At 69.6% G+C, this 21,975-nt stretch carries 20 protein-coding genes and 1 tRNA gene; 12 read left to right on the forward strand and 9 right to left on the reverse strand.

Features of this window, described 5'->3' with window-relative positions; translation table 11 throughout:
- Positions 1-194: 194 nt before the first annotated feature.
- Together EIZ44_RS42655 and EIZ44_RS42660 are read right to left on the reverse strand one after the other, a co-directional pair.
- Positions 195-1,109 (reverse strand): nucleoside triphosphate pyrophosphohydrolase, encoded by a 915-nt coding sequence (locus EIZ44_RS42655; protein ID WP_134734430.1) that lies wholly within the window; start codon positions 1,107-1,109, stop codon positions 195-197.
- Positions 1,106-2,104, reverse strand: a complete 999-nt coding sequence (locus tag EIZ44_RS42660) for a hypothetical protein (RefSeq protein ID WP_336162092.1) — start codon at positions 2,102-2,104, stop codon at positions 1,106-1,108. The genes EIZ44_RS42655 and EIZ44_RS42660 overlap by 4 nt, the downstream gene beginning before the upstream one ends.
- Positions 2,105-2,185: 81 nt before the next feature.
- Here EIZ44_RS42660 and EIZ44_RS42665 point away from each other — a divergent pair, with 81 nt between their 5' ends.
- Positions 2,186-2,599, forward strand: coding sequence for a hypothetical protein (locus EIZ44_RS42665; protein ID WP_134734431.1), 414 nt, complete (start codon positions 2,186-2,188; stop codon positions 2,597-2,599).
- 405 nt (positions 2,600-3,004) lie between these two features.
- On the opposite strand, the gene mfd is transcribed toward EIZ44_RS42665, so the two are convergent.
- Complete coding sequence (gene mfd / locus EIZ44_RS42675) at positions 3,005-6,583, reverse strand: transcription-repair coupling factor (protein ID WP_167754461.1); 3,579 nt, start codon at positions 6,581-6,583, stop codon at positions 3,005-3,007.
- 6 nt (positions 6,584-6,589) lie between these two features.
- A complete protein-coding gene (locus EIZ44_RS42680; RefSeq protein ID WP_134734433.1) occupies positions 6,590-7,531 on the reverse strand; it encodes an LLM class flavin-dependent oxidoreductase in 942 nt (313 codons plus the stop codon).
- Positions 7,532-7,618: 87 nt separating this feature from the next.
- On the opposite strand from EIZ44_RS42680, the gene EIZ44_RS42685 reads away from it, so the two are divergent.
- Positions 7,619-8,395, forward strand: a complete 777-nt coding sequence (locus EIZ44_RS42685) for a helix-turn-helix transcriptional regulator (RefSeq protein ID WP_134734434.1) — start codon at positions 7,619-7,621, stop codon at positions 8,393-8,395.
- Here the strand turns inward: EIZ44_RS42685 and EIZ44_RS42690 are convergent.
- Both EIZ44_RS42690 and EIZ44_RS42695 read right to left on the reverse strand, forming a co-directional pair.
- On the reverse strand, positions 8,373-8,879 hold the full coding sequence (locus EIZ44_RS42690; protein ID WP_134734435.1) for a DedA family protein: 507 nt from the start codon (positions 8,877-8,879) through the stop codon (positions 8,373-8,375). The genes EIZ44_RS42685 and EIZ44_RS42690 overlap by 23 nt on opposite strands.
- Positions 8,851-9,312 carry a class I SAM-dependent methyltransferase gene (locus tag EIZ44_RS42695; RefSeq protein WP_338081113.1) on the reverse strand — a complete coding sequence of 154 codons (462 nt, stop codon included), beginning with the start codon at positions 9,310-9,312 and terminating at the stop codon, positions 8,851-8,853. Before EIZ44_RS42695 ends, EIZ44_RS42690 begins: the two co-directional genes overlap by 29 nt.
- Between EIZ44_RS42695 and EIZ44_RS42700 the strand changes: the two genes are divergently transcribed.
- From EIZ44_RS42700 to EIZ44_RS42710, 3 genes are read left to right on the forward strand one after another with little or no spacing between them, the layout of a single operon-like run.
- Complete coding sequence (locus EIZ44_RS42700) at positions 9,305-10,726, forward strand: sensor histidine kinase (protein ID WP_338081114.1); 1,422 nt, start codon at positions 9,305-9,307, stop codon at positions 10,724-10,726. The two genes, EIZ44_RS42695 and EIZ44_RS42700, sit on opposite strands and share 8 nt — an antisense overlap.
- Positions 10,723-11,376, forward strand: coding sequence for a response regulator (locus EIZ44_RS42705; RefSeq protein WP_037820214.1), 654 nt, complete (start codon positions 10,723-10,725; stop codon positions 11,374-11,376). The genes EIZ44_RS42700 and EIZ44_RS42705 overlap by 4 nt, the downstream gene beginning before the upstream one ends.
- Positions 11,377-11,395: 19 nt before the next feature.
- Positions 11,396-12,553 carry a PQQ-dependent sugar dehydrogenase gene (locus EIZ44_RS42710; protein WP_134734437.1) on the forward strand — a complete coding sequence of 386 codons (1,158 nt, stop codon included), beginning with the start codon at positions 11,396-11,398 and terminating at the stop codon, positions 12,551-12,553.
- A gap of 2 nt (positions 12,554-12,555) precedes the next feature.
- On the opposite strand, the gene EIZ44_RS42715 is transcribed toward EIZ44_RS42710, so the two are convergent.
- Positions 12,556-13,278, reverse strand: coding sequence for an SDR family NAD(P)-dependent oxidoreductase (locus EIZ44_RS42715; protein ID WP_167754462.1), 723 nt, complete (start codon positions 13,276-13,278; stop codon positions 12,556-12,558).
- 25 nt (positions 13,279-13,303) lie between these two features.
- Here EIZ44_RS42715 and EIZ44_RS42720 point away from each other — a divergent pair, with 25 nt between their 5' ends.
- Genes EIZ44_RS42720 through EIZ44_RS42730 form a run of 3 tightly spaced genes read left to right on the forward strand, consistent with a single transcriptional unit; the run spans position 13,304 to position 14,626 of the window.
- Complete coding sequence (locus EIZ44_RS42720) at positions 13,304-13,837, forward strand: MarR family winged helix-turn-helix transcriptional regulator (RefSeq protein WP_134734438.1); 534 nt, start codon at positions 13,304-13,306, stop codon at positions 13,835-13,837.
- A gap of 10 nt (positions 13,838-13,847) precedes the next feature.
- A complete protein-coding gene (locus EIZ44_RS42725; RefSeq protein ID WP_043836653.1) occupies positions 13,848-14,246 on the forward strand; it encodes an NUDIX hydrolase in 399 nt (132 codons plus the stop codon).
- A complete protein-coding gene (locus EIZ44_RS42730) occupies positions 14,246-14,626 on the forward strand; it encodes a VOC family protein (RefSeq protein WP_134734439.1) in 381 nt (126 codons plus the stop codon). The genes EIZ44_RS42725 and EIZ44_RS42730 overlap by 1 nt, the downstream gene beginning before the upstream one ends.
- Before the next feature lie 4 nt (positions 14,627-14,630).
- On the opposite strand, the gene EIZ44_RS42735 is transcribed toward EIZ44_RS42730, so the two are convergent.
- Positions 14,631-15,221, reverse strand: coding sequence for a TetR/AcrR family transcriptional regulator (locus EIZ44_RS42735; protein ID WP_134667546.1), 591 nt, complete (start codon positions 15,219-15,221; stop codon positions 14,631-14,633).
- Between the two features lie 148 nt (positions 15,222-15,369).
- On the reverse strand, positions 15,370-16,329 hold the full coding sequence (locus EIZ44_RS42740; RefSeq protein ID WP_037820201.1) for an acyl-CoA desaturase: 960 nt from the start codon (positions 16,327-16,329) through the stop codon (positions 15,370-15,372).
- Between the two features lie 197 nt (positions 16,330-16,526).
- Between EIZ44_RS42740 and EIZ44_RS42745 the strand changes: the two genes are divergently transcribed.
- The 4 genes from EIZ44_RS42745 (at position 16,527) to EIZ44_RS42760 (ending at position 20,887) form a co-directional block, all read left to right on the forward strand.
- A tRNA-Gln gene (locus EIZ44_RS42745) sits at positions 16,527-16,598 on the forward strand.
- Between the two features lie 90 nt (positions 16,599-16,688).
- Positions 16,689-18,368: a GGDEF domain-containing protein gene (locus tag EIZ44_RS42750; RefSeq protein WP_051729804.1), complete on the forward strand. Its 1,680-nt coding sequence runs from the start codon at positions 16,689-16,691 to the stop codon at positions 18,366-18,368.
- A 45-nt stretch (positions 18,369-18,413) separates the two neighbouring features.
- On the forward strand, positions 18,414-19,910 hold the full coding sequence (glmU, locus tag EIZ44_RS42755) for a bifunctional UDP-N-acetylglucosamine diphosphorylase/glucosamine-1-phosphate N-acetyltransferase GlmU (protein WP_037820199.1): 1,497 nt from the start codon (positions 18,414-18,416) through the stop codon (positions 19,908-19,910).
- Entirely contained in the window at positions 19,907-20,887 is a 981-nt protein-coding gene (locus EIZ44_RS42760) for a ribose-phosphate diphosphokinase (RefSeq protein ID WP_037820198.1), read from the forward strand. Before glmU ends, EIZ44_RS42760 begins: the two co-directional genes overlap by 4 nt.
- The last annotated feature ends 1,088 nt before the right edge of the window (positions 20,888-21,975 follow it).

Genomic DNA, 21,975 nt, shown 5'->3' on the forward strand with positions numbered 1-21,975 from the left:
GCACGGCACGGCACGGCACGGCACGGCACGGCACGGCACGGGCGAGGATCGCAGCGGGCCCCGAGGAAAGCAAGCCGCGCACCAGACGCTCATCAGGCCCAGGAGAAAGCAAGCAGCGCGCGACATTCACCGCAAACCCGCCAGCCGTCAATCACGCCCTCGCCGCAAAAATCAAGCAGCGGAGCGAAACCGGCTCAAGCCGAAGGCCAGAACTTTCGCCAGCCTTCAGCCTCCAGCGTCGTCGGTTCGACTCCGGCTTTCCGGGCGGCCGTCTCCGCCGCGCGGATGTCGCGGGCGAACTGCTTCGCTACTGCCCGCAACTCTCCCTCGGGGTCCAAGCCGCCCCGGCGGGCGGTGGCTGCCGTTCGGAAGAGTTGGGCTGGGGCCGAGGAGTCTTGCGGGAACAGGTCCAGCGGGATGCCTGCCCGGCCGCTGCGCTGGCCCAGTTTTCCGGCCAGGGCGACCGCGGGCTGGCCCAGTGCGACACCGTCCACAATGGACTTGCGTTGCTTCTCGGCCTGCTTCAGCTCTTCCCACTTCAGTTCCTGGTGCTCCGCAGAGGCGATGCGGGCCGCGTCGGCGAAGACGTTGGGGTGGCGGCCTACCAGTTTGTCCACCAGGTCGCTGGCCACGTCGTCGATGGTGAAGGGCGCGCGGCCGTGTTCGGCGGCTACGCGGGCGTGGAACAAGACCTGCAGCAGGACGTCGCCCAGTTCCTCGCGCAGGGCCGTGCGGTCGTTGTCCTCGATGGCTTCCAGCAGTTCGTACGTTTCCTCGACCAGGTACTGGCGGAGGGATTCGTGCGTCTGCCGGGCATCCCACGGGCAGCCGCCGGGCGAGCGGAGGCGGTCCATGACCTCGACCGCTTCGACGAGCGGGGGCACGGGGGTTTCGATCAACCGTGCGCCGGCGGCGAGCATGGCGGCCGCGGTCGGTTCGGTGCGGGAAGCGGCTAACAGCACGATGTCCGCGAAGGACTCGCCTACCGGCGGGACACCGAACTGCGCGGGATCGACGTCGGTCGCGGCGTACACGGCACTGGTGCGAAGCAGGGGCAGAGCGGCCGCGGGCAGGGTCGCGCCGCGGACCAGGATTACCGTGCCGGTCACTGCTGCGCCGGGGCACCGCCGTGCAGCGGCACGGCCACGCCCGTCACCTCGGCCGCGCTGGGGGCGAGGTTCATGCCGACTGCGTCCCACACGCCGTAGCGCGGGTTGATTTTGAAGTCCACGTTGCCAACGTACGGCTGGAGCATCCGCACGCCGATCGCACCCAGCTGAGCCGCGGTCGGCTGCTGGACCTGGTCGGTGGCGACCTTCGCGTCCGTCGTCCGCTTCCGCACCACGGCGGTGACCCACCAGGTCGGCGCGCTCGCCGGGTTCGGCTGGAACGCGATCGCGGTGTTCGCCGGCACGCCGAACAGCACGGTCGCGGCGTCCTGCGGCGACGACAGCGCGGGAGCCTGCTGGCCCACGTTGCCCTGCGCGCCGCTCTGGATGTCGGCCTGGATCTTGCCCGGGTCGCTCGCGTACTCCTCGGCCTTGGCGATGGCTTGGCTGCGCGCGGCCTTCGGGTCGATCGACGGGGCCTGGCTCTCCGAGGTCGGCGCGCCGATGCTGGTGTAGTCGAAGTTCACCGAGAGCGTCGGGAGGTACTTCAGCGCGATCCGCTGCTGCAGGTACTGGTCGGTGATGGCCTCGCGGTGATCGCGCAGCCGCCAGACGAGCTGGGTGACGGCCGCGGACTGGTCCTGCGTGACGGCCTCGGGCACCGGCGACGCGAGCGGATCTTGTTGCATGGCCTCGCTGACGGTGGCCTCGTCGACGGCAATGCCTTCCTTCTGCGCGGCCTTCACGACGACCTCGTGCAGCAGCGTCTGCCGGACGATCTCGCGCCCGACGAGGTCGAGCTGGTGCCGCGAGGCGAGCTGCCGGGCGTACGGCTGCTCCTGCACGGCGCGGTCGAGCAGCGCCTGAACCTGGTCGATGGTGGTGACCTGACCGTCGACGACCGCGGCCATGCCCACCTGACTGGGGCCGGTACCGCATCCGGCGAGGAGGAAAGCTCCGGCGAGAACGGCGCCCAGCGCACGGCGGCGCCCCATGATCCGCATCACAGGCCCTACCCTCTCACATGGCCTCGAAACGCAACACCATCGAGGCATTCAGCGGGCTATTGTCGACATATGGACTCTTGGTTGTCGATCGAAGTCCTCGACGGGGCCTTCGCGGCGAGCGCGTGGCAACGTGCTCACGGCGACCGTCTGACCGAGGCCGCGCTGACCAACGGCGCCGAGCAGTGGACGTGGCACGTCCATCGCTGGGGCGTGACGCTGGAGATCGAGTTTGCGTCGGAGCAGGCACGAGATCGCTTCCGGCACCTGCCCGCGGTGACCGCCGCCCTCGACGCGGTGCCGGATCCGGAACGCGGCTTGCTTGTGTATCCGGGCCGCGGCGGCGGTTCGGGGGCCCGGGTGCCGCGACATCCGCGGCCGTTGCCGATGTCCGGGTGCGGGGCACTGCCTACGCCGCAGGAGGAAGTGGCGCTGCGGCTGGCCACGGCGCAACCGCCGGGGCTCGAGGTCTGTTCGGCTAGCTGACGCTTGGCCACGGAAAGCACGTCGCGGCCAGGGCGGCAGAACCTCGCCACGGAAACCGACGCGCGCGCCGATTTCGTACGACAGCACGGTGGGCCAGGCCCGCGGCGGCGGTTCGGGAGCCCGGGTGCCGCGACATCCCCGGCCGTTGCCGATGTCCGGCTGCGGGGCACTGCCGACCCCGCAGGAGGAAGTAGCGCTGCGGCTGGCCACGGCGCAACCACCGGGGTTTCGGCTAGCTGACGCTCTGGCCACGGAAAGCACGCCGCAGCCAGAGCGGCAGAACCTCGCCACGGAAACCGCTCGGGGTTAGGTCCGCGGTTCGGGAGCCCGGGTGCCGCGGCGGTGCCTCGCCATCGAGACCGCCGCGGGCAGCGGCGGCGGATCAGGCGAGGCACGCCGCAGCGCTCACACCGCGGCTGGGGTTTTCGTCAACTGCGCCAACAGCTTCGTGCACCAGTCGAGCAGTTCCTGGTCCCGCAGCACCGGCGCGCCCATTCGGCCGCCGGCGGGGCCTTCGGTCGGTTTTGGCACCGACACCGTGTTGGTGATCGCCTTGTACAACGCCTTGGGGTACAAGCGTTTCAGCCGCACCAGCTGCGAGTCCATCAACGGCAGCGGTGCGAACCGGATCGTGTTGCCTTGTGCCGCGACCTCGGTGACGCCTGCGGCACGGCAGGCGTGCCGGAACGCTGCGACTGCGAGTAGGCGGGTTACGGGGGCGGGTGGCTGGCCGTAGCGGTCGACCAATTCCTCGCGTACCGCGTCGAGGGCCGCAGTGTCCGGAGCTGCGGCGATCTTGCGGTACGCCTCCAGCCGCAGCCGTTCGCCGGGGACGTAGTCGTGCGGGATGTGCGCGTCCACTGGCAGGTCGACGCGGACTTCGGCCAGTTCCTCGTCCTCCGCCGGCTCCGCGCCCGCGTGCCGCCGGAAAGCCTCGACCGCTTCGCCGACTAGCCGGACGTACAGGTCGAATCCGACGCCCGCGATGTGCCCGGACTGTTCCGCGCCCAGGATGTTGCCCGCGCCGCGGATTTCGAGGTCCTTCATCGCGACCGCCATGCCCGCGCCGAGTTCGGTGTTCTGCGCGATGGTGGCGAGCCGGTCGTGCGCGGTTTCGGTGAGCGGCGCTTCCGGCGGGTACAGGAAGTACGCGTACCCGCGTTCGCGGCCGCGCCCGACCCGGCCGCGCAGCTGGTGCAGCTGGGCGAGGCCGAGCATGTCGCCGCGTTCCACGATCAGCGTGTTGGCGTTGGAGATGTCCAAGCCGGTCTCGACGATCGTGGTGCAGACGAGGACGTCGTACTCGTTCTCCCAGAACCCCTGGATGATCTTTTCGAGCTTGTCCTCGTTCATCTGCCCGTGCGCGGTGACGACGCGCGCCTCCGGCACCAGCTCGCGGATCCGCTTCGCCGCCTTCTCGATCGACGACACCCGGTTGTGCACGTAGAACACCTGGCCGTCGCGCAGCAGCTCGCGCCGGACCGCCGCGCCGACCTGTTTGTCGTCGTACGCGCCGACGTAGGTCAGGATCGGGTGCCGGTCTTCCGGCGGGGTGAGGATGGTCGACATCTCGCGGATGCCCGCCAGCGACATCTCGAGCGTGCGCGGGATCGGCGTCGCCGACATGGTCAGCACGTCGACGTGCGTGCGCAGCGCCTTGATGTGTTCCTTGTGCTCCACGCCGAACCGCTGCTCCTCGTCCACGATCACGAGGCCGAGGTCCTTGTAGCGGATGCCGGTCTGCAGCAGCCGGTGCGTGCCGATGACGATGTCGACCTCGCCGTCGGCGAGCTGTTCGAGGATCCGGTCCGATTCGGCCTTGTGCGTGAACCGCGAAAGGCCCTTGATGGTGACCGGGAACGACCGCATGCGCTCGGTGAACGTGTTCAGGTGCTGCTGCGCGAGCAGCGTGGTCGGCACGAGCACGGCCACCTGCTTGCCGTCCTGCACCGCCTTGAACGCCGCGCGCACCGCGATCTCGGTCTTGCCGTAGCCGACGTCGCCGCAGATCACCCGGTCCATCGGGACGCCGCGTTCCATGTCCGACTTGACCTCGTCGATGGCCGCGAGCTGGTCGTTGGTCTCGGTGAACGGGAAGGCGTCTTCCAGCTCGGACTGCCACGGCGTGTCCGCGCCGAACGCGTGCCCGGGCGCGGCTTGCCGGGCGGCGTAGAGCTGCACCAGTTCCGCGGCGATCTCCTTGACCGCCTTTTTGGCCCGTGCCTTGGTGTTCTTCCAGTCCGAGCCGCCGAGCTTGTTGAGCGTGGGCAGTTCGCCGCCGACGTAGCGGGACACCTCGTCGAGCTGGTCGGTGGGCACGAACAGCCTGTCCCCGGGTTGACCGCGCTTGGACGACGCGTACTCCAGCAGCAGGTACTCGCGCGTCGCGCCGGCGACCGTGCGCTGCACCATCTCCACGAACCGGCCGATGCCGTGCTGGTCGTGCACCACGTAGTCGCCCGCCTTGAGCGCCAGCGGGTCGACCGCGCCGCGGCGGCGCGACGGCATCTTGGTGTTCAAGTCCTTTGTGGACGATCCGGCGGTGGCGCCGCGGCCGGTCAGGTCGGCCTCGGACAGCACCACGAGCGCGCGCTCCGGCGAGACGAAGCCCTCCGCGAGCCCGCCGCAGGTGACCGTGACGACCCCGGCCGGCGGCACGTCGGCGAGCACCTCGACGTGTTTCGCCGGGACCTCGGCGGCCATCAGCTGCTCGACCGCGCGGCTGGCGGTGCCCTGCCCGGCGACGACGAGCACGCCGGTGCCGCCGGACGCGAGGTGCGCGCGCAGGTCGGTCATCGCGCGTTCCAGCTCGCCCCGGTAGGCGGGCGCCGGCTCGATGCCGACGCGGTAGACATCCGGGTCTTCGCTAGTCAGCTGGGTGAGCGTCCACCACGGGCGCTTCGTCTCCTGCGCGTGCGACGCGATCTCGGCCAGGTCGCGGTACGCCGACGCGCCGAGGTCGATCGGGGCCTGCCCGCCCGCCGCGGCGGTGGTCCAGGAGGCCTCGAGGAACTCCTGCCCGGTGCGGACGAGGTCGGCGGCGCGGGCGCGGACCTTCTCCGGATCGGCCAGCAGCACGTGACTGCCCTGCGGCATCGCGTCGGTGAGCAGCGCCAGCTCGCCTTCGCAGAGCACCGGGATGAGCGCTTCCATGCCCTCGACCGGGATGCCGCCGGACAGCTTGGTGAGCATTTCGGCCAGGTGCGCGTCGGCCTCGTACGTGGTGGCTAGCTCCGCCGCGCGCTCCTTGACGTCCGGCGTGAGCAGCAGCTCGCGGCACGGCGGCGCGGTGACCCGCTGGATCTCACCGGGCAGCGAGCGCTGGTCGGACACCGCGAACGCGCGGATCTCGCTGACCTCGTCGCCCCAGAACTCGACGCGGACCGGATGCTGCGCGGTGGGCCCGAACAGGTCGAGGATGCCGCCGCGGACCGCGAACTCGCCGCGCTTCTCGACCATGTCCACGCGCGTGTACGCCAGCTCGACAAGCCGTTCGAGCAGGTCCTCGAAGCTCTGTTCCTCGCCGACGACCAGGTCGATCGGCGCGAGCGAGCCGAGCCCGGGGGCCATCGGCTGGATGAGGCTGCGCACGGTCGCGACCACGACGCGCAGTTCGTCGTCTCCGGTGTGCAGCCGGTGCAGCACTTCCAGCCGCCGCCCGACCGTGTCCGCGCGCGGCGAAAGGCGCTCGTGCGGCAGCGTCTCCCAGGACGGGAAGTCGGCCACTCGATCCGGGCCGAGCAGCGCGCCGAGCGACGCGGTGAGCTCGTCGGCCTCGCGTCCGGTGGCGGTGACGGCCAGCACCGGACGGCCCGCGCCGCCGCGCTCGGGGTCTTCGGCCAGCGCGGCGGCCACGAGCTGCCGTACGGCGACAGCGCCTTGCAGTTCGAGCAGTGGGGCGCCGGCGCGCTCGACAACGCCGCGCAGCGCCGGGTCGGGAAGGATGGCTTGGAGGAGTCCGGGCAGTACAGCGTCGGTCACCATCCCAGCCTACGTCGCGGCACCGACAAGTTTTCGCTCCCCGGCGATCACCTCCGCCAACAGGGGCAGCTGCTGCTCGACCGCACCGGGTTCCAGGGAGCCGACGCGCAGCAGCACGTGCTCCGCTCCGGCCTCGGCGTAGCGGCGCACCGTTGCCGCGACTTCCGAGATCGGACCGGTCACGGTCGCCTGGATGGTGCTGATCTGCGCCAACGGACGCTGGTAGGTCGCCTGCGCGTAGTCCTCCAGAACGCGACGGCCGCGGCGCGGGTCAGGGTCGACGTAGACCGTCAAGAACAGCGACGGCGTGACCGGGCGATCGCTGGCGGCGCGGATCGTCGCGAGGCCCGACGCGTAGTCCGCGGGGTCCGGCGGATACGGGAGCCAGCCGTCGTAATGCAGCGCGGTGCGGCGGAGCGCGGCCGGCGTCGCGCCGCCCAGCCAGATCGGCGGACCGCCGGGGCGCGCGGGCCGGACCGCCGGCGGCAGCCAGTCGTAATGCAGCACCTTGCCGTGGAACGACTGCGGCTGCCCGGTCCACAGCTCGCGCCAGAGCGTGACGACGTCGTCCAGATGCGAGAACCGCGTCCGGAAATCGACCCCGGCCAGCTCGAACTCCCGTTCGCTGAAGCCTGGGAAGCCCGCGCCGACGCCGACCGCCAGCCGTCCTTCGGAGATCAGGTCGACCGACGCGAGCGTCATCGCGGTCTGCACCGGATTGCGGTGTGCGGGAAGCAGCACGGCAGTGCCGACAGTGACGCGTTCGGTGGCCTGCGCGACCGCGGTGAGCAGGGTGAGCGGTTCGATCCGGGGACGGGAAAGCGAGTCACCGGCCCAGATCGACGCGAATCCGAGCCGTTCGGCTTCGCGGGCCAATGCGACGAGGGCACGCGGGGTGCCGCCTGCTTCGAGCTGTGCCTGTCCGGCAGGAAGAAGAAGTCCGAATTCCACGTCGCCGACGATCCAGCGCGGCCGGGCGTCCCGGCAATTCCCTGCGGGGAATGGCAGGCGGACACGAGCACCGGCCAGAATCGCGCAGTGCCCACTTCGTTCGCCGACGCCTTGCGCGACGCTCGTTCCCGCCGTCGGCTCAGCCAGCTCGACCTCGCGCTGAAAGCCGGGACGACGCAGCGCCACGTCAGCTTCATGGAACGCGGCCGTTCGCTGCCCGGCCGGGGCATGGTGGTGCGCGTCGCCGAGGCGCTCGACCTGCCGCTGCGCGAGCGCAACGCCTTGCTGCTGACCGCCGGATACGCGCCGGTCTACCCCGAAACCCGGATGGACGACCCCGCGCTGACGCCGGTGCTGGAGTCGCTGCGCGCACTGCTCGCCGGGCACGAGCCGTATCCGGCGCTGGTCGTGAACCGCTACGGGGATCTCGTCGCGGCGAACGACAGCTTCGGCCTGCTCACCGAGGATGTCGCGGCGGAGCTGCTGGAACCGCCGGTCAACGTGCTGCGGCTGGCGTTGCACCCGCGCGGGATGGCGCCGCGGATCCAGAACTTCGCCGATTGGGCGCAGCACGTGCTCGAACGTCCTCGCCGCGGTCTGGCGAACGGACCCGACCCGCGCCATCAGGCGTTGCTGGACGAACTCACCGGCTACCTGCCGTCGCCCGGCGAACCGTCCGGCGACCACCTCGGGTTCGCCGTGCCGCTGCAGTTGTCCAGCTCGGCGGGCGAACTGCGGCTGCTCACCGCGATCACGCACTTCGCCACCGCGGTCGACGTGACGGTCGCCGAGCTGAGCCTCGAAACCTTCCTGCCCGCCGACGCTTCCACCGCGGAACTGCTCAAGGCGCGACCCACCCGGTGACCTGCCCCAACGTCAGCTCCACCCCCGCCCACAGCACTGCCGCGCACACGCTTCCGACGAAGAAGCGTCGGTACGACAGTCCGGCGGAGCCGGCGACGCGCGGCACGAGAGTGCGTACGCCCGCGAGGCACCGCCCTAGGACGACTGCTGGCACGCCATAACGCGCGATGGTCGCTTCAGCTTTGTCCCACTTCGCTTCGCCGATCCGCTGTCCTACGCGCGACCGTCGCAGCTTCGGACCCCACAGTCGCCCCTCCCAGTACGCGAGCTGGTCCCCCGCTAACGCCGACACAACGCAGACCGTGAGCGCTGGCCACAGCTGTAAAGTTCCGCGCTGCACAAGGAAACCCATGAGCAGCAAGGTGGACAGCGTCGGCAGCACGATGCCGGGCAACAGCGCCGTCTCGGCCATGATCACCAGCGCGCAGATCAGGTAGACGAGCGGCGCGGGAGCGTCAAGAAGCGGCTGAAGCAGGCTGTCCATAGCGGTCCAGTCCCGACCGCACCGGCAAAGCCGCGCGGTACACGTACGCCGGCGGCAGGTTCCGCCAAACCACACTGGTGCGTTCGACAACCGCGAAGCGGCTTCGCAGCAACCGTGCGAACCGACGCGCTGGCGGCGTCCAGGCGGTGTGGGCGTACGCGAAGGTGGTGAAGCGGCCTTGTGGCGAAAGCACTTCGCAGACGGCATTCAGTACCGCAGCCTGTGGCGCGGCGTGCATGGCTGTCCACGGCAGGCCGGAGACGACAACGTCGACCGGCATGGTCACGTACGCAGCGACGTGTTCCGCGGAGCCTTCCGCAACGTGCAGCGACGGGAATCGCTCGCGAAGCTCCTGTACGAGGTGCCTGTTGATTTCGACCGCAGTGAAATGCGCGTCGCGCTGAAGGATGCGAAGCAGCGCTTCGGTGAACACGCCCGTTCCCGGCCCTAGCTCCACGACGCTGTGCGCGCTTTCGACGCCCAGCCCGGCAGTCATCACTCCGGCCAGCCGTGCCGAACTGGCGGCGATCGCGCCGGTACGCATCGGATGCCGGAAGAACTCCCTGGTAATCGACATGTTTTGTAAGGTAGGAAGCGGCTCGGTCATCGCGGATCGACTCGGTCGGCGGGAAAAGTCGTCCGCTCGGAGGACCACCGCCATCCTCCGGAACGACGCGCGCGACGAGTCCGCGAGTTACGTTCGTTTCGTGCGTGGACTGGTGATGTGGGGACGCAAGCAGCGTTGGCTGCTCGACTTGCCGCTGTACGCCGTCTTCGCCGCCTTCGGTCCCAACATCGCGGATCAGGCGACCTGGCCGATCCGCATGGTTTCGATGCTGTTCCTGCTGCCGCTGTTGGTGCGTCGCCGCTATCCGCGCACTGTCGCGCTCCTGATCCTCATCGGAGTCGCTGTCGTCTATACGAACGAGATCTGGGCGTACGACCGCGGCCGCAGCGACCTCGCCATGGCAGTCATGCTGTACACGCTCGTCAAAGCCGGCGACAGATGGTTCATCGGCTTCGCGGTAGCTGTCGTCGGCCTGGACACTTTCTGGGGATTTACCTGGGGCGCCAACACCCTGAACCCGACGCTCACCATCTTCGGCCCACTGCCGCTGTACCTGGCAGCGTGGGCGCTCGGCGCGTTCTTCCGCACGAAGGAGCAACTGTCCGAAGAAGAACGGCTGAGAGCGGAGCTAGCGGCGTCCGAGGAACAAGCCCGCAGTCGCGCTTCAGTCGCCGAAGAGCGCACACGGATCGCGCGCGAGCTTCACGATGTACTCGCACACAGCATGAGCGTGATCGTCCTGAACGCCGAAGGAGCGAAGCTCGCGCGCCATCACGATCCAGACGCTGTCGACCGTACGCTCGACACCATCAGCAAAACCGGCCGTTCCGCGCTCGCCGAACTACGGCGGCTGTTAGAAGTGATGCATGCTGGCGAACCCGCGCGCGCTCCGCAGCCGACGCTCGACCAGTTGCGCACGCTCGTCGCACAGTCCGGCCGCGAGATCACGCTCGAAGTCGACGGCGACATCGCCGACCTGCCCGCAGGCGTCGCGCTTCAGGCGTACCGCATCGTCCAGGAGGCCTTGACCAACATGCTCAAACACGCGCCGCCCGACGCGACCGGCCGGGTCCGGGTCGCCTTCGCCGGTCCGGAAATCCGCGTCGAGGTGACCAACTCCGGCGGACGGCAACCGGCCGCGGCGGGACTGCCCGGGTCCGGGCGCGGGCTCACCGGCATGGCGCAGCGCGTCGCGATGTACCACGGCAAGCTCGAAACCGGCGCGCTGCCGGACGGCGGCTACCGCGTGGCGGCCACGCTGCGGACGGACGCCGCATGACGTCCGTGCTGATCTGCGACGACCAGGAACTCGTGCGCGTCGGGCTGCGGATGATCGTCGACAGCCAGCCCGACCTGGAGGTGGTCGCCGAGGCGGGCGACGGCGCGGAAGCCGTCGAACTCGCCCGTGCGCGACGGCCGGACCTCGTGCTGATGGACGTCCGGATGCCGGTGCTCGACGGCGTCGCGGCCACCGCGCAGATCTGCGCCGAACTGCCGGACACCTCGGTCCTGGTGATCACGACCTTCGACCTCGACGAGTACGCCTACTCCGCGCTGCGCGCCGGGGCCAGCGGATTCCTGGTCAAGGACGCGCCGTCGGACGAGATGCTGGTGGCGATCCGCGGCGTGCTGCGCGGCGACGCGATGGTGTCGCCGTCGGTCACGAAACGCCTGCTCGACCGCTATCTCAGCGCGCACCGGACGCCGCTGGACGAGCAGAAACTGGAGACGCTGACCGAACGCGAGAAGGACGTGCTCGGCCTGATCGCGCGCGGACTGTCGAACACCGAGATCGCCGGGACGCTGTTCATCGGCGAGACGACGGTGAAAACGCACGTCGGCCGGTTGCTGAACAAGCTCGGGCTGCGCGACCGGGTGCACGCGGTCGTCTTCGCGTATGAATCCGGATTGGTACGTCCCGGCGGCTGAATCGGGGCATGCTGGACCCATGCGTCTCGTCGCGGTGCTCGCCTCGGCCCTGCTGCTCGCCGCCTGCTCGGCGGCGCCCGCCTCGGCCCCCGCCCCGGCCAAGCCGGAGCAGGGCCGGTTCGCCGTGCAGGAGGTCGCGGACGGCCTCGAACACGCCTGGGACGTCGCCTTCCTGCCCGACGGTTCGCTCCTCGTGCCGCAGCGGCCCGGCAAGCTCGCGCTGGTCCGCGACGGCCGGACGACCGACGTGCGTGCCGATTTCTCCGACGTCCTCGTGCAGGGCGAAGGCGGCCTGATGGGTCTCGTGCTGGCGGCGGACTTCGCGACCTCGCGCGAGTTCACCACCTGCCAGACCCACCAGGAAAACGGCCGCGCGGTGGACGTCCGGCTCGTCACCTGGCGGCTCGCCGACGACGGCGCGAGCGCGGCGAAGGTGCGCGACCTGCTCACCGGGCTGCCGGTGAATCCGAGCGGACGCCATTCCGGCTGCCGCCCGACACTCGCTCCCGACGGCGCGCTGCTCGTCGGCACCGGCGACACCGCGCGGTCCACGGTCGCGCAGGACCGGCACAGCCTCGGCGGCAAAGTGCTGCGGATCAACGCGAAGACCGGGGAACCGTTGCCGGGCAATCCCTTCCTTTCCTCCTCCGACCCGAACGAGCGCCGGATCTACACCTACGGGCACCGCAACGTGCAGGGCGTCGCGATCCGGCCGGGCACCGGCCAGGTGATCACCTCCGAACACGGACCGGCGTTCGACGACGAGGTGAATCTCCTGCGCCCGGGCGGGAATTACGGCTGGGATCCGTCGAAGGGCGGCACCGACCCCAGCTACGACGAGAGCGTGCCGATGACCGACACCAAGCGGTTCCCGCGCGCGGTTCGTCCACTGTGGACGACTGGCCAGATCACCGAGGCGACCAGCGGCGACGCCTTCCTCACCGGCAAACAGTGGGGCGCGAACGAAGGCGCGCTGGTCGTGGTCGCGTTGAAGGGACAGAAACTCCTGCTGCTGCACCTGGACGCGGCCGCGAAGGTCACCGGAGTGACGCCGCCCGCGGAATTCAACGACAAATTCGGCCGGTTGCGCGCGGCCCGAAGCGGACCCGACGGCTCGCTGTACGTGACGACCTCCAACGGCAGCAACGACAAAGTGCTGCGCGTGACCCCCGGCTGAGGTCAGCCGACGTATGCGCCGCCGTTCACGTGCACGACCTGGCCGGTGACGTGCCCGGCCTCCGGGGAAGCCAGGAACCGCACCATCTCGGCGACGTCCTCCGGCTTGCCCGCGCGTTTCGTCATCGTGTTCTCGATCAGCCGCTCCTGGCGTTCAGCGGAGAGTTTCCCGCGGAAGAATTCGGTGTCCACGATCAATCCCGGCGCGACGATGTTCGCCGTGATCCCACGCGGCCCGAATTGCCGTGCGGTTTCGGTATTCCACACCTCCACCGCGGCTTTCGCCCAGCCGTACGATTCGGCGCCGGTGTGCCCGGCGATCGAACCGATCGTGACGATGCGGCCGTTGTCGGCGAGCCGGTCCCGCAGCGCCGTCGTCACGAACGCCGCGCTGAACAGATTCGCGCGAAGATTGGCCGTCCAAGCAGCGTCGAGCGCTTTCAGGTCTTGACCGTCTTCGTGCAGGAAATCCGTATTGCCGCCAGCGTTGTTCACCAGCACGTCGATGCGTTCGGGCAGCTGGTCGCGCGCCGCCTCGACCGCCTCGGGATCGCTCGCGTCGAAGCTCACCGCCCGCGCGCCGAGCAGCGCCGCCGCCTCGGTGAGCACGTCCTCGCGCCGCCCGGTGATCGTGACCCGGTCGCCCGCCCTGGCAAACGCCGCGGCGATCGCGTACCCGATTCCGGTGCCGCCCCCGGTTACTACCGCTTCCCGATTCATCCCCACGTCCTTTATTGCTAAAGTACCTCTGGTGGACGACGGTACCGGCGGCGGGGAAAACCCGTCAAGCGACGAGGTGGACGAGATTCAGCGGGCGTGGCTGCGGGAGCGGCCGGGCACGCCGGTGTCGTCCATCGGCGTGATCACGCGGATCTGGCACATCGCGAAACTGCTGGAGGACGACCGGCGCGCGACCATGCTCGACCTCGGGATGGACGCCTCCACCCGCACCCTGCTCAGCACGCTGCGCCGGGCCGGGCCGCCGTACCGGCTCAGCGCGGGCGAACTCGCGAAACGCTGCCGGGTCAGTCCCGGCGCGATCTCCCAGCAAACCGCGCGTGCCGAACGCGACGGGCACGTCCGCCGGGTGAAGTCCACTTCGGACCGTCGCGGGGTGTACGTCGAGCTCACCGACGCTGGCCACGAGTTGATCGAGCACACCGTCGGAGATCTGCTGGAGCACGAGGAAACCCTGGTGTCCGCGCTGTCCCCGGCGCAGCGCGATCAGCTCGCCGACCTCCTGCGCATCCTGCTCGCGGACCTCGACCGGCGGACGCGGAGGTAGGGTGGCGGACATGCCCTCCATCGACAAAGTCGCCTGGCTGCACGTGGTCGACGGCAAGCTGCTCGCCGCGCGCTCGGCGGGCAAGGACACCTGGTACCTGCCCGGCGGGAAACGCGAGGAGGGCGAGTCGGACGTCGAGACGCTGGTCCGGGAGATCGCCGAGGAACTGAGCGTGACGCTGGATCCGGCTTCCGCGCAGCTGGCCGGAACCTGGGAAGCGCAGGCGCACGGCAAGGCGGACGGCGTCGTGGTGCGGATGACCTGCTATACCGCGAAGTACACCGGCGAACTGAAGCCGAGCAGCGAGATCGAATCGTTCGGCTGGCTCGCCCACGCCGATCGCGACCAGGTGTCGGCGACGGTCCAGCTGATCCTGGACGACCTGCACACGCAAGGAAAACTGGTCTGATGCTGCGACTCGGGACAACGGTGCTCGGAGTCGCCGACGTCGAACGCGCGATGCGGTTCTGGTGCGAGGCGCTCGGGCTTGTCGAGGATCCGGAATGGGCGAGCGCGACGTGGAAGACGCTGGCCCACCCCGGCGGCGCGCACGCACTCGGCCTCATGCGAAGCGACTCGCCCGCCGAACCCCTGCCGCGGCTGCACCTGGACCTCTACACCGACACCGCGGACGAACAGCGCGCGGAGGTGGAACGACTCATCGGTCTGGGCGCGCAACGGGTCGACTGGCCGCATTACCCGCCCGAGCCGGACTTCGTCGTCCTCGCCGACCCGGACGGCAACCTGTTCTGCGTCGTGGATTTGAGCAACGCGCCGTCCGGAAGCTGAGGGCTCAGCCGAGCAACCGGGGCTTGTTCTCCAAGTGGGACAACCCGTTCCAGGCGAGATTCACCAGATGCGCGGCGACCTCGTCCCGCTTCGGCTTGCGCGCGTCCAGCCACCACTGCCCGGTGAGCGCGACCATGCCGACCAGCGCCTGCGCGTAAAGCGCGGACAGCTTCTCCTCATACCCGCGCGCGGCGAACTGCTGCGCGAGGATGTGCTCGACCTGGCTCGCGATGTCGTTGAGAACCGTCGAGAAGGTGCCGGTGGAACTGGCGACCGGGGAATCGCGGACGAGAATCCGGAAACCGTCGTGGGAATCCTCGACGTAGCTCAGCAACGCGACGGCCGCCTGCTCCAGCATCACCCGCGGGTGTCCACCGTGGAGGGTCGAGATCATCCGGTCGAGCAGCAGCTGCGTTTCCCGGTCGACAACGACGGCGTAAATGCCTTCCTTGCCGCCGAAGTGCTCGTAGACAACCGGTTTCGACACGTTCGCCCGCGCGGCGATCTCCTCGACCGAGGTGCCGTCGAACCCTTTTTCGGCGAACAATGCGCGTGCCACGTTGAGCAACTGCTGCCTGCGCTCGCTGCCGGTCATGCGCACCCGGGCGACCGGTGCGGCCGGCCGCGCGCCGGTGACCGCCGCTTCTCGTTTCGCCCGTCGTCTCCCCGCCATTCACTGCAGGGTAGTCGTGCGGGGCAATGCCGGTTCTCACCGGCACTGACCGGAACTGCCATTCACACCGTTATTTGCTCTCGGCCGCGATCCGGGCCAGCCGCTGCGGGGTCGGCCACCGCACGTCGTGCACCCAGCCGAACTTCTCGAACATCCAGATCAGCCGCGCCGACATGTCGATCTGGCCGCGCTTCACGCCGTGCCGGGCCGAGGTCGGGTCGGCGTGGTGCAGGTTGTGCCAGGACTCGCCGAAGGAGAAGATCGCCAGCGGCCAGAAGTTCGCCGAACGGTCGCGCGCGGCGAACGGGCGCTCGCCGATCATGTGGCAGATCGAGTTGACCGACCAGGTCACGTGGTGCAGCACGCACACGCGGACCAGACCCGCCCAGAAGAACGCGGTCACCGCACCCCACAACGACCACGAGATCAGGCCGCCCAGCAGCGCCGGCCCGAACAGGCTCACCAGCGACCACAGCCAGAACAGGTCGTCGACCTTGCGGATGGCCGGGTCCTTCACCAGATCCGGCGCGAACCGCGCCTGGTTGCTCTGGTCCCGGTCGAACAGCCAGCCCATGTGCGCGTGCCAGAAACCCTTGGCGATGGCCAGCGGCGAGGTGCCGTACGCCCACGGCGAGTGCGGGTCGCCGTCGCGGTCGGAGAACGCGTGGTGGCGCCGGTGGTCGGCCACCCAGGTGATCACCGGGCCCTGCAACGCGATGCTGCCCGCGATCGCCATCACGACGCGCAGCCACGGCTTGGCCTTGAACGAACCGTGGGTGAAGTAGCGGTGGTAGGCGACGGTGATGCCCAGCCCGCTGATCCCGTAGAACACGACGAAGAGCGCGACGTCCGTCCAGGTCAGCCCCCAGCCCCAGGCGAACGGAACCGCGACCAGCAGCGCCACGATCGGCAGCAGCACCCCGAAGTACACCGACAGCTGAACGCCGATCCCGCGCTGTCCGTCGATGATCGGCTTGGGGCCCTTCGGCGGGTCGCCCGCTGACTGAGAACGATCGAGGGTGGCCGTCATGCGCTCACTTCTTTCCTCTCACAACCCCTTGCGAAGGGTGCCCTTACCTACGGTGTCGTAAGTTACGGTACAGGAGGTTTCCGGCGCTGTGGAGGCCCGAAACGTCCGATTGCCCGATGCCCGGGACGGGCCTGTGGCGCACGCCTCCCCCTCCTGGCGCCCCCGTCCTCGATCATCGCTATCCTGACCTGGACCGATCCGCCGTAGTGTAATCGGCAGCACTTCAGATTTTGGTTCTGACAGTTCAGGTTCGAATCCTGGCGGCGGAGCTGCACATCCGGCGAGGGCGATGGGAGTGGGGGCGGCTGAGCGAGGAACCGAGCGACCCCGCGGGCACCCGTCGCCCGACCCTGGTCGAAATGTCGGACGCGTGGCTGGTCGGGCGCGCGCGGGAACTCATCGCGGCCGTTCAGCGCCAGGAACACGAAAACCAGCTCGAGATCGTCAAGATCATGGACGAGCTGCTCGAGGAAACCCTCCGGCGGGGGGAACCCACGCTCGTCGCCCAGCTGCTGCGCGCCTCCGCGTTCTCCCGGCTCGTCACCCGCGGTCTCGCGGCCGAAGCGGAGCCCCGGCTCGACGAGATGCTCGCGCACACCCGGCGGCACGGCCTTTCGCTGCTGCGCGCGGACGCGCACGCGCTGCGCGGACGCCGGCTGGTGCTCGCCGCGCAGGAGGACGCCGCGCTCACCGAGATCGCCCGCGCGCTCGCGATCCTCGACGACTCCACGATCCCGAACCGCCAGGTCGGCGTCCGCAACTGGAACCGCATGCAGTCGATGGCGCTCATCGACTGCTGGATAGTGCTCAACCAGCTCGGCGTCTACGAGGCCGCCGAAGAGGTGATCGGCCGCGCGCACCAGGCGATCCGGGAAAGCGCGAGCCCGCACGAGATCACCCTGCAGCTGATGAACCGGGTCAAGATGCTGCTCGGCTGGGGTCTCCGGCTCGAGCGGATCGAGCAGTACGACGAATCGGCGGAGAAGTTCCGCACCGCCGCGTCGATGGCGGTCGCCGCCGAGGGCCCGTTCGCCGAATCGCTGTTCCCGCGCAAGATCGGCGTGTCCGCGGTCGACCAGGTCGGCGTGCTGGCCGCGGCGCTCGCGCTGCACGACCCGTCGGCCGAGCACGTCGAACGGTTGCAGGGCATGCATCTCGGCCACCACTACCCGCACGAGCAGGAACTGGTCGCGATCGCGCTGGCCCGCTGCCTCGACGCGGCCGGCCGCCGCTCCGACGCGCTGCAGGTGCTGCGCGAGTCCCGCGACGTGCTGGCCGAGGACGTCTCGCAGCCGTCGATGCGGCTCACCCTCTCCCGCGAACTCGCCCGGCTCGACCCGGAAGCCGCGAGCCAGTCTTTGATCGACTACGCGACCGCGCTGGAAACCGAAATGTGGGCGCTGCGCGAATCGCAGATCGCCACGCTGAACGCGCGCCGCGAGCATGAACGGCTTTCCGCCGAGCACGGTGCGATCACCCAGCAGGCACTGCAGGATCCGCTGACCGGACTGCCGAACCGCCGCGCGCTCGACGAACGCCTGCGCGCGCTGGCGTCGTCGGCGGACGCCCAACCGCTCGCGGTCGCGCTGGTCGACCTCGACGGGTTCAAGGGCGTCAACGACAAGCAGTCGCACGCCGAGGGCGACAACGTTTTGCGTGTTGTCGCAAGCACTCTGCGCGACGCCCTGCGCGGCGACGACGTGGTGGCCCGTTACGGCGGCGACGAATTCATCGTGCTGCTGCCCGGCGCACCGGCGTCGGCGGCGAAGATGGCGCTCGGCCGCGCGGCCAAATCGGTCGCGACACTGCCGCATCACCTGTCGCACGGTGTGACGTTGTCCATTGGCTTGGTGTCGCTGCGTCCGCAAGAGCGGGCCGAACAGGTCCTCGCGCGCGCAGATGCGGCGATGTACGAAGCGAAACGCGGCGGTGGCAACCAGGTGGCGTCGGCCAACTCGATGGCTGGCGACGGCACGAGCGGCTGGCCTGGGGAAACGGCTCCGACCGACCCCGCGTGGAGCGCTGAGGACCCCACGTAGGATCGTTGGTGCTCGTCAACGCACCGGTGAATCGTTGGGAGACTCGTGAGCGGCCCGCTGAGCACGCTGATCCTCGCTGCGGGTGAGGGCACCCGCATGCGTTCCTCCACTCCTAAGGTGTTGCACCCGATCGCCGGAAGGCCGCTGGTGGAACACGCAGTGCGCGCCGCCGCCGGCCTCGCGCCGCAGCATCTGGTGGTCGTGATCGGACACGGCCGCGACGCCGTGCGCGCCGAACTCGACCGGGTCGGCAAGGCACTCGGCCGCGAGGTCGCCACCGCCGTGCAGGAAGAGCAGAAGGGCACCGGGCACGCCGTTTCGTGCGCGCTGGCCGAGCTGCCGGAAGGACTCACCGGCACCGTGGTCGTCAGCTACGGCGACGTTCCGCTGCTGGACACCGAAACCCTGGAATCCCTGCGGGCCGAGCACGCCAAGGCGGGCAACGCGGTCACCGTGCTCACCGCCGAGGTCGCCGACCCCACCGGCTACGGCCGCATCGTCCGCGGCGCCGACGGTTCGGTCAGCGCGATCGTCGAGCACAAGGACGCGACGCCGGACCAGCGCGCGATCACCGAAATCAACTCCGGCGTCTACGCCTTCGACGCGGCTGTCCTGATCGACGGCCTGTCACGGCTGTCGACGGACAACGCGCAGGGTGAGCTTTACCTCACCGACGTCCTCGGCATCGCCCGCGAGGACGGCAAGGGCGTCGGCGCGCTGGTCGTCGACGACCCGTGGGTCACCGAGGGCGTGAACGACCGCGTGCAGCTCTCGGTGCTCGGCGCCGAGTACAACCGCCGCATCGTGCGCCGCTGGCAGTGCGAGGGCGTCACGGTGATCGACCCGAACACCACCTGGATCGAGGCGGACGTCACGCTCTCCCGCGACGTGCTGATCGAGCCGAACACCCAGCTCAAGGGCCATTGCTCGGTCGGCGAGGGCTCCGTTGTGGGCCCGGACACCACGCTGACCGATGTGCGGATCGGCGCGGGCGCGTCGGTGGTCCGCGTGCACGGTTCGGGCTCTGAGCTGGGCGACGGCGTCAACGTCGGTCCGTACACGTACCTGCGGCCGGGCACGAAGCTCGGCGCGAAGGGCAAGCTGGGCGCGTTCGTCGAGACGAAGAACGCGCAAATCGGCACCGGGACGAAGGTGCCGCATCTCACGTACGTAGGCGACGCGATCGTCGGCGACCACAGCAACATCGGCTGTTCCAGCGTCTTCGTGAACTACGACGGGGTGAGCAAGCACCAGACCGTTGTCGGTTCGCATGTCCGGCTTGGGGCGGACAACACGCTGGTCGCGCCGGTGCGGATCGGGGACGGCGCTTACAGTGGAGCCGGTGCGGTCATCCGCGACGACGTTCCGCCGGGTTCACTGGCGCTGTCGGCCGGTCCGCAGCGCACCATCGAAGGCTGGGCGGTCCGGCGCAGGCCGGGGACGCCCGCGGCGGAGGCAGCGGAAGCTGCTCTCGCCGCCCAGCAGCAGGACACCGTTGTGTCCGAGTCAGCAGCAGGAACCGACGGGGAGTCGCCAGCATGAGTCCGAAGTCAGGTACGCCGAAGAAGAATCTGATGCTCTTCTCCGGCCGTGCGCACCACGAGCTCGCGGAAGAGGTCGCCAAGCACCTCAACGTGACGATCACCCCGCAGACCGCGCACACGTTCGCCAACGGCGAGCTGTTCGTGCGGTTCGAGGAGTCGGTGCGCGGTACCGACGCGTTTGTGATCCAGGCGCACACCACGCCCATCAACGAGTACGTGATGGAGCAGCTGATCATGGTGGACGCGCTCAAGCGCGCGAGCGCCAAGCGGATCACCGTGGTCATGCCGTTCTATCCGTACGCGCGGCAGGACAAGAAGCACAAGGGCCGCGAGCCGATCTCGGCGCGGCTCATCGCGGACCTGTTCAAGACCGCGGGCGCGGACCGGATCATGACGGTCGACCTGCACACCGCGCAGATCCAGGGCTTCTTCGACGGCCCGGTCGACCATCTGCTGGCCCAGTCAGTGCTCGCCGACCACATCAAGTCGACCTACGGCGACGCGGACATCACTGTCGTTTCGCCGGACTCGGGCCGCGTGCGCCTGGCCGAGAAGTGGGCGCAGCAGCTCGGCGACCGGCCGATCGCGTTCATCCACAAGACCCGCGACCCGGACAAGCCGAACCAGGCCGTCGCCAACCGCGTGGTCGGCAAGGTCGAGGGCAAGCTCTGCGTGCTGATCGACGACATGATCGACACCGGCGGCACGATCGTGAAGGCCACCGAGGCACTGCTCGAGGAAGGCGCGGCGGACGTGGTCATCGCGACCACCCACGGCATCCTCTCCGACCCGGCCACCGAGCGGCTCTCGCAGTGCAAGGCCCGCGAGGTCATCGTGACGAACTCGCTGCCGATCCCGGAAGAAAAGCGCTTCCCAGGACTGACGGTGCTGTCCATCGCCCCGATGCTGGCGGAAGCCATCCAGCAGGTCTTCGAGGACGGCTCGGTCACGTCGCTGTTCGACGGCAACGCCTGAGTTACAGCAACTTCTGACGACGCGGCCCGGGTTGGCGGCGCGGCCTGGATCAGGTCGCAGCGGCTGGCTCGGGTCGCGTCGTTTGCTGACTGTGCTCGGTTGGCGGGGATGTACGTCGCGGACCCACACGCCCCACACCGCACGCGGCAGAGGGCACGCGCAGCACCCCGCGCGGACCGCTCCGCAGGCGGGGCAGGGCCGCGCGCGGACGGCACGTCGCTCGGGCACAGCCGCACGCGCTCGCCACTGCACCCACGCTCGGTGCCACGCCCGGGCGAAGAGCACACGGCCGATGCCGCACCAGGCCAGAGGACACACGCGCTCAACGCCCCCAGCGAACAGCACCGCACGCGAAGCAGCACCGCGCGTGGGCAGCACGCCACTCCGGCATAGCCATACGCACTTCAGCAACGCACGCAGGCAGCACGGCACTCCGGCGGAGCCGCACGCGTTTCAGCGCCGCACGGACGGCACGTCGCTCGTGCAGAGCCTCACGCGCTCGCCGCTGCACCCACGCTCGGCGAAGAGCACACGCCCGATGCCGCACCAGGCCAGAGGACACACGCGCTCAACGCCCCCAGCGAACAGCACCGCACGCGAAGCAGCGCCACGCGTGGGCAGCACGCCACTCCGGCATAGCGGCACGCATTTCAGCGCGCCACGCGGACCGACGACGCTCCGGCATAACCGCACGCATTCAGCACCGCACGCGAAGCAGCGCCCCACGCGGACAGCACGCCACCCCGGCAGAGCCACACGCACTTCAGCACCGCACGCGGACAGACGGCACATGCGCTCGGCACCGCACGCATTCAGCCCCTCACCCGCGCGCAGCCCCGCACCCGCACGCGACAGCCCGCGCTCACCGCAGCACGCAAGCAGTCCCGCGCCAGCTCAGCGCCACCCGTCTCCGGCACGCGCTCCGAGCAGCCACCCCACTGTCGTCAGCCAAAAGCACCCCTCACCCTTCTCTCCTCCCTCGCACCAGCACGACCTCACACCTCGCCCATATCCGCAGACAACCACCTCTCCGGCCGCATATGGATCTGGGCCTGACCCGTTTTGACGGACATCCGAGATCAGGGGGC

The organism is Amycolatopsis nivea (assembly GCF_004522235.1).
Classification (GTDB): Bacteria; Actinomycetota; Actinomycetes; order Mycobacteriales; family Pseudonocardiaceae; genus Amycolatopsis; species Amycolatopsis nivea.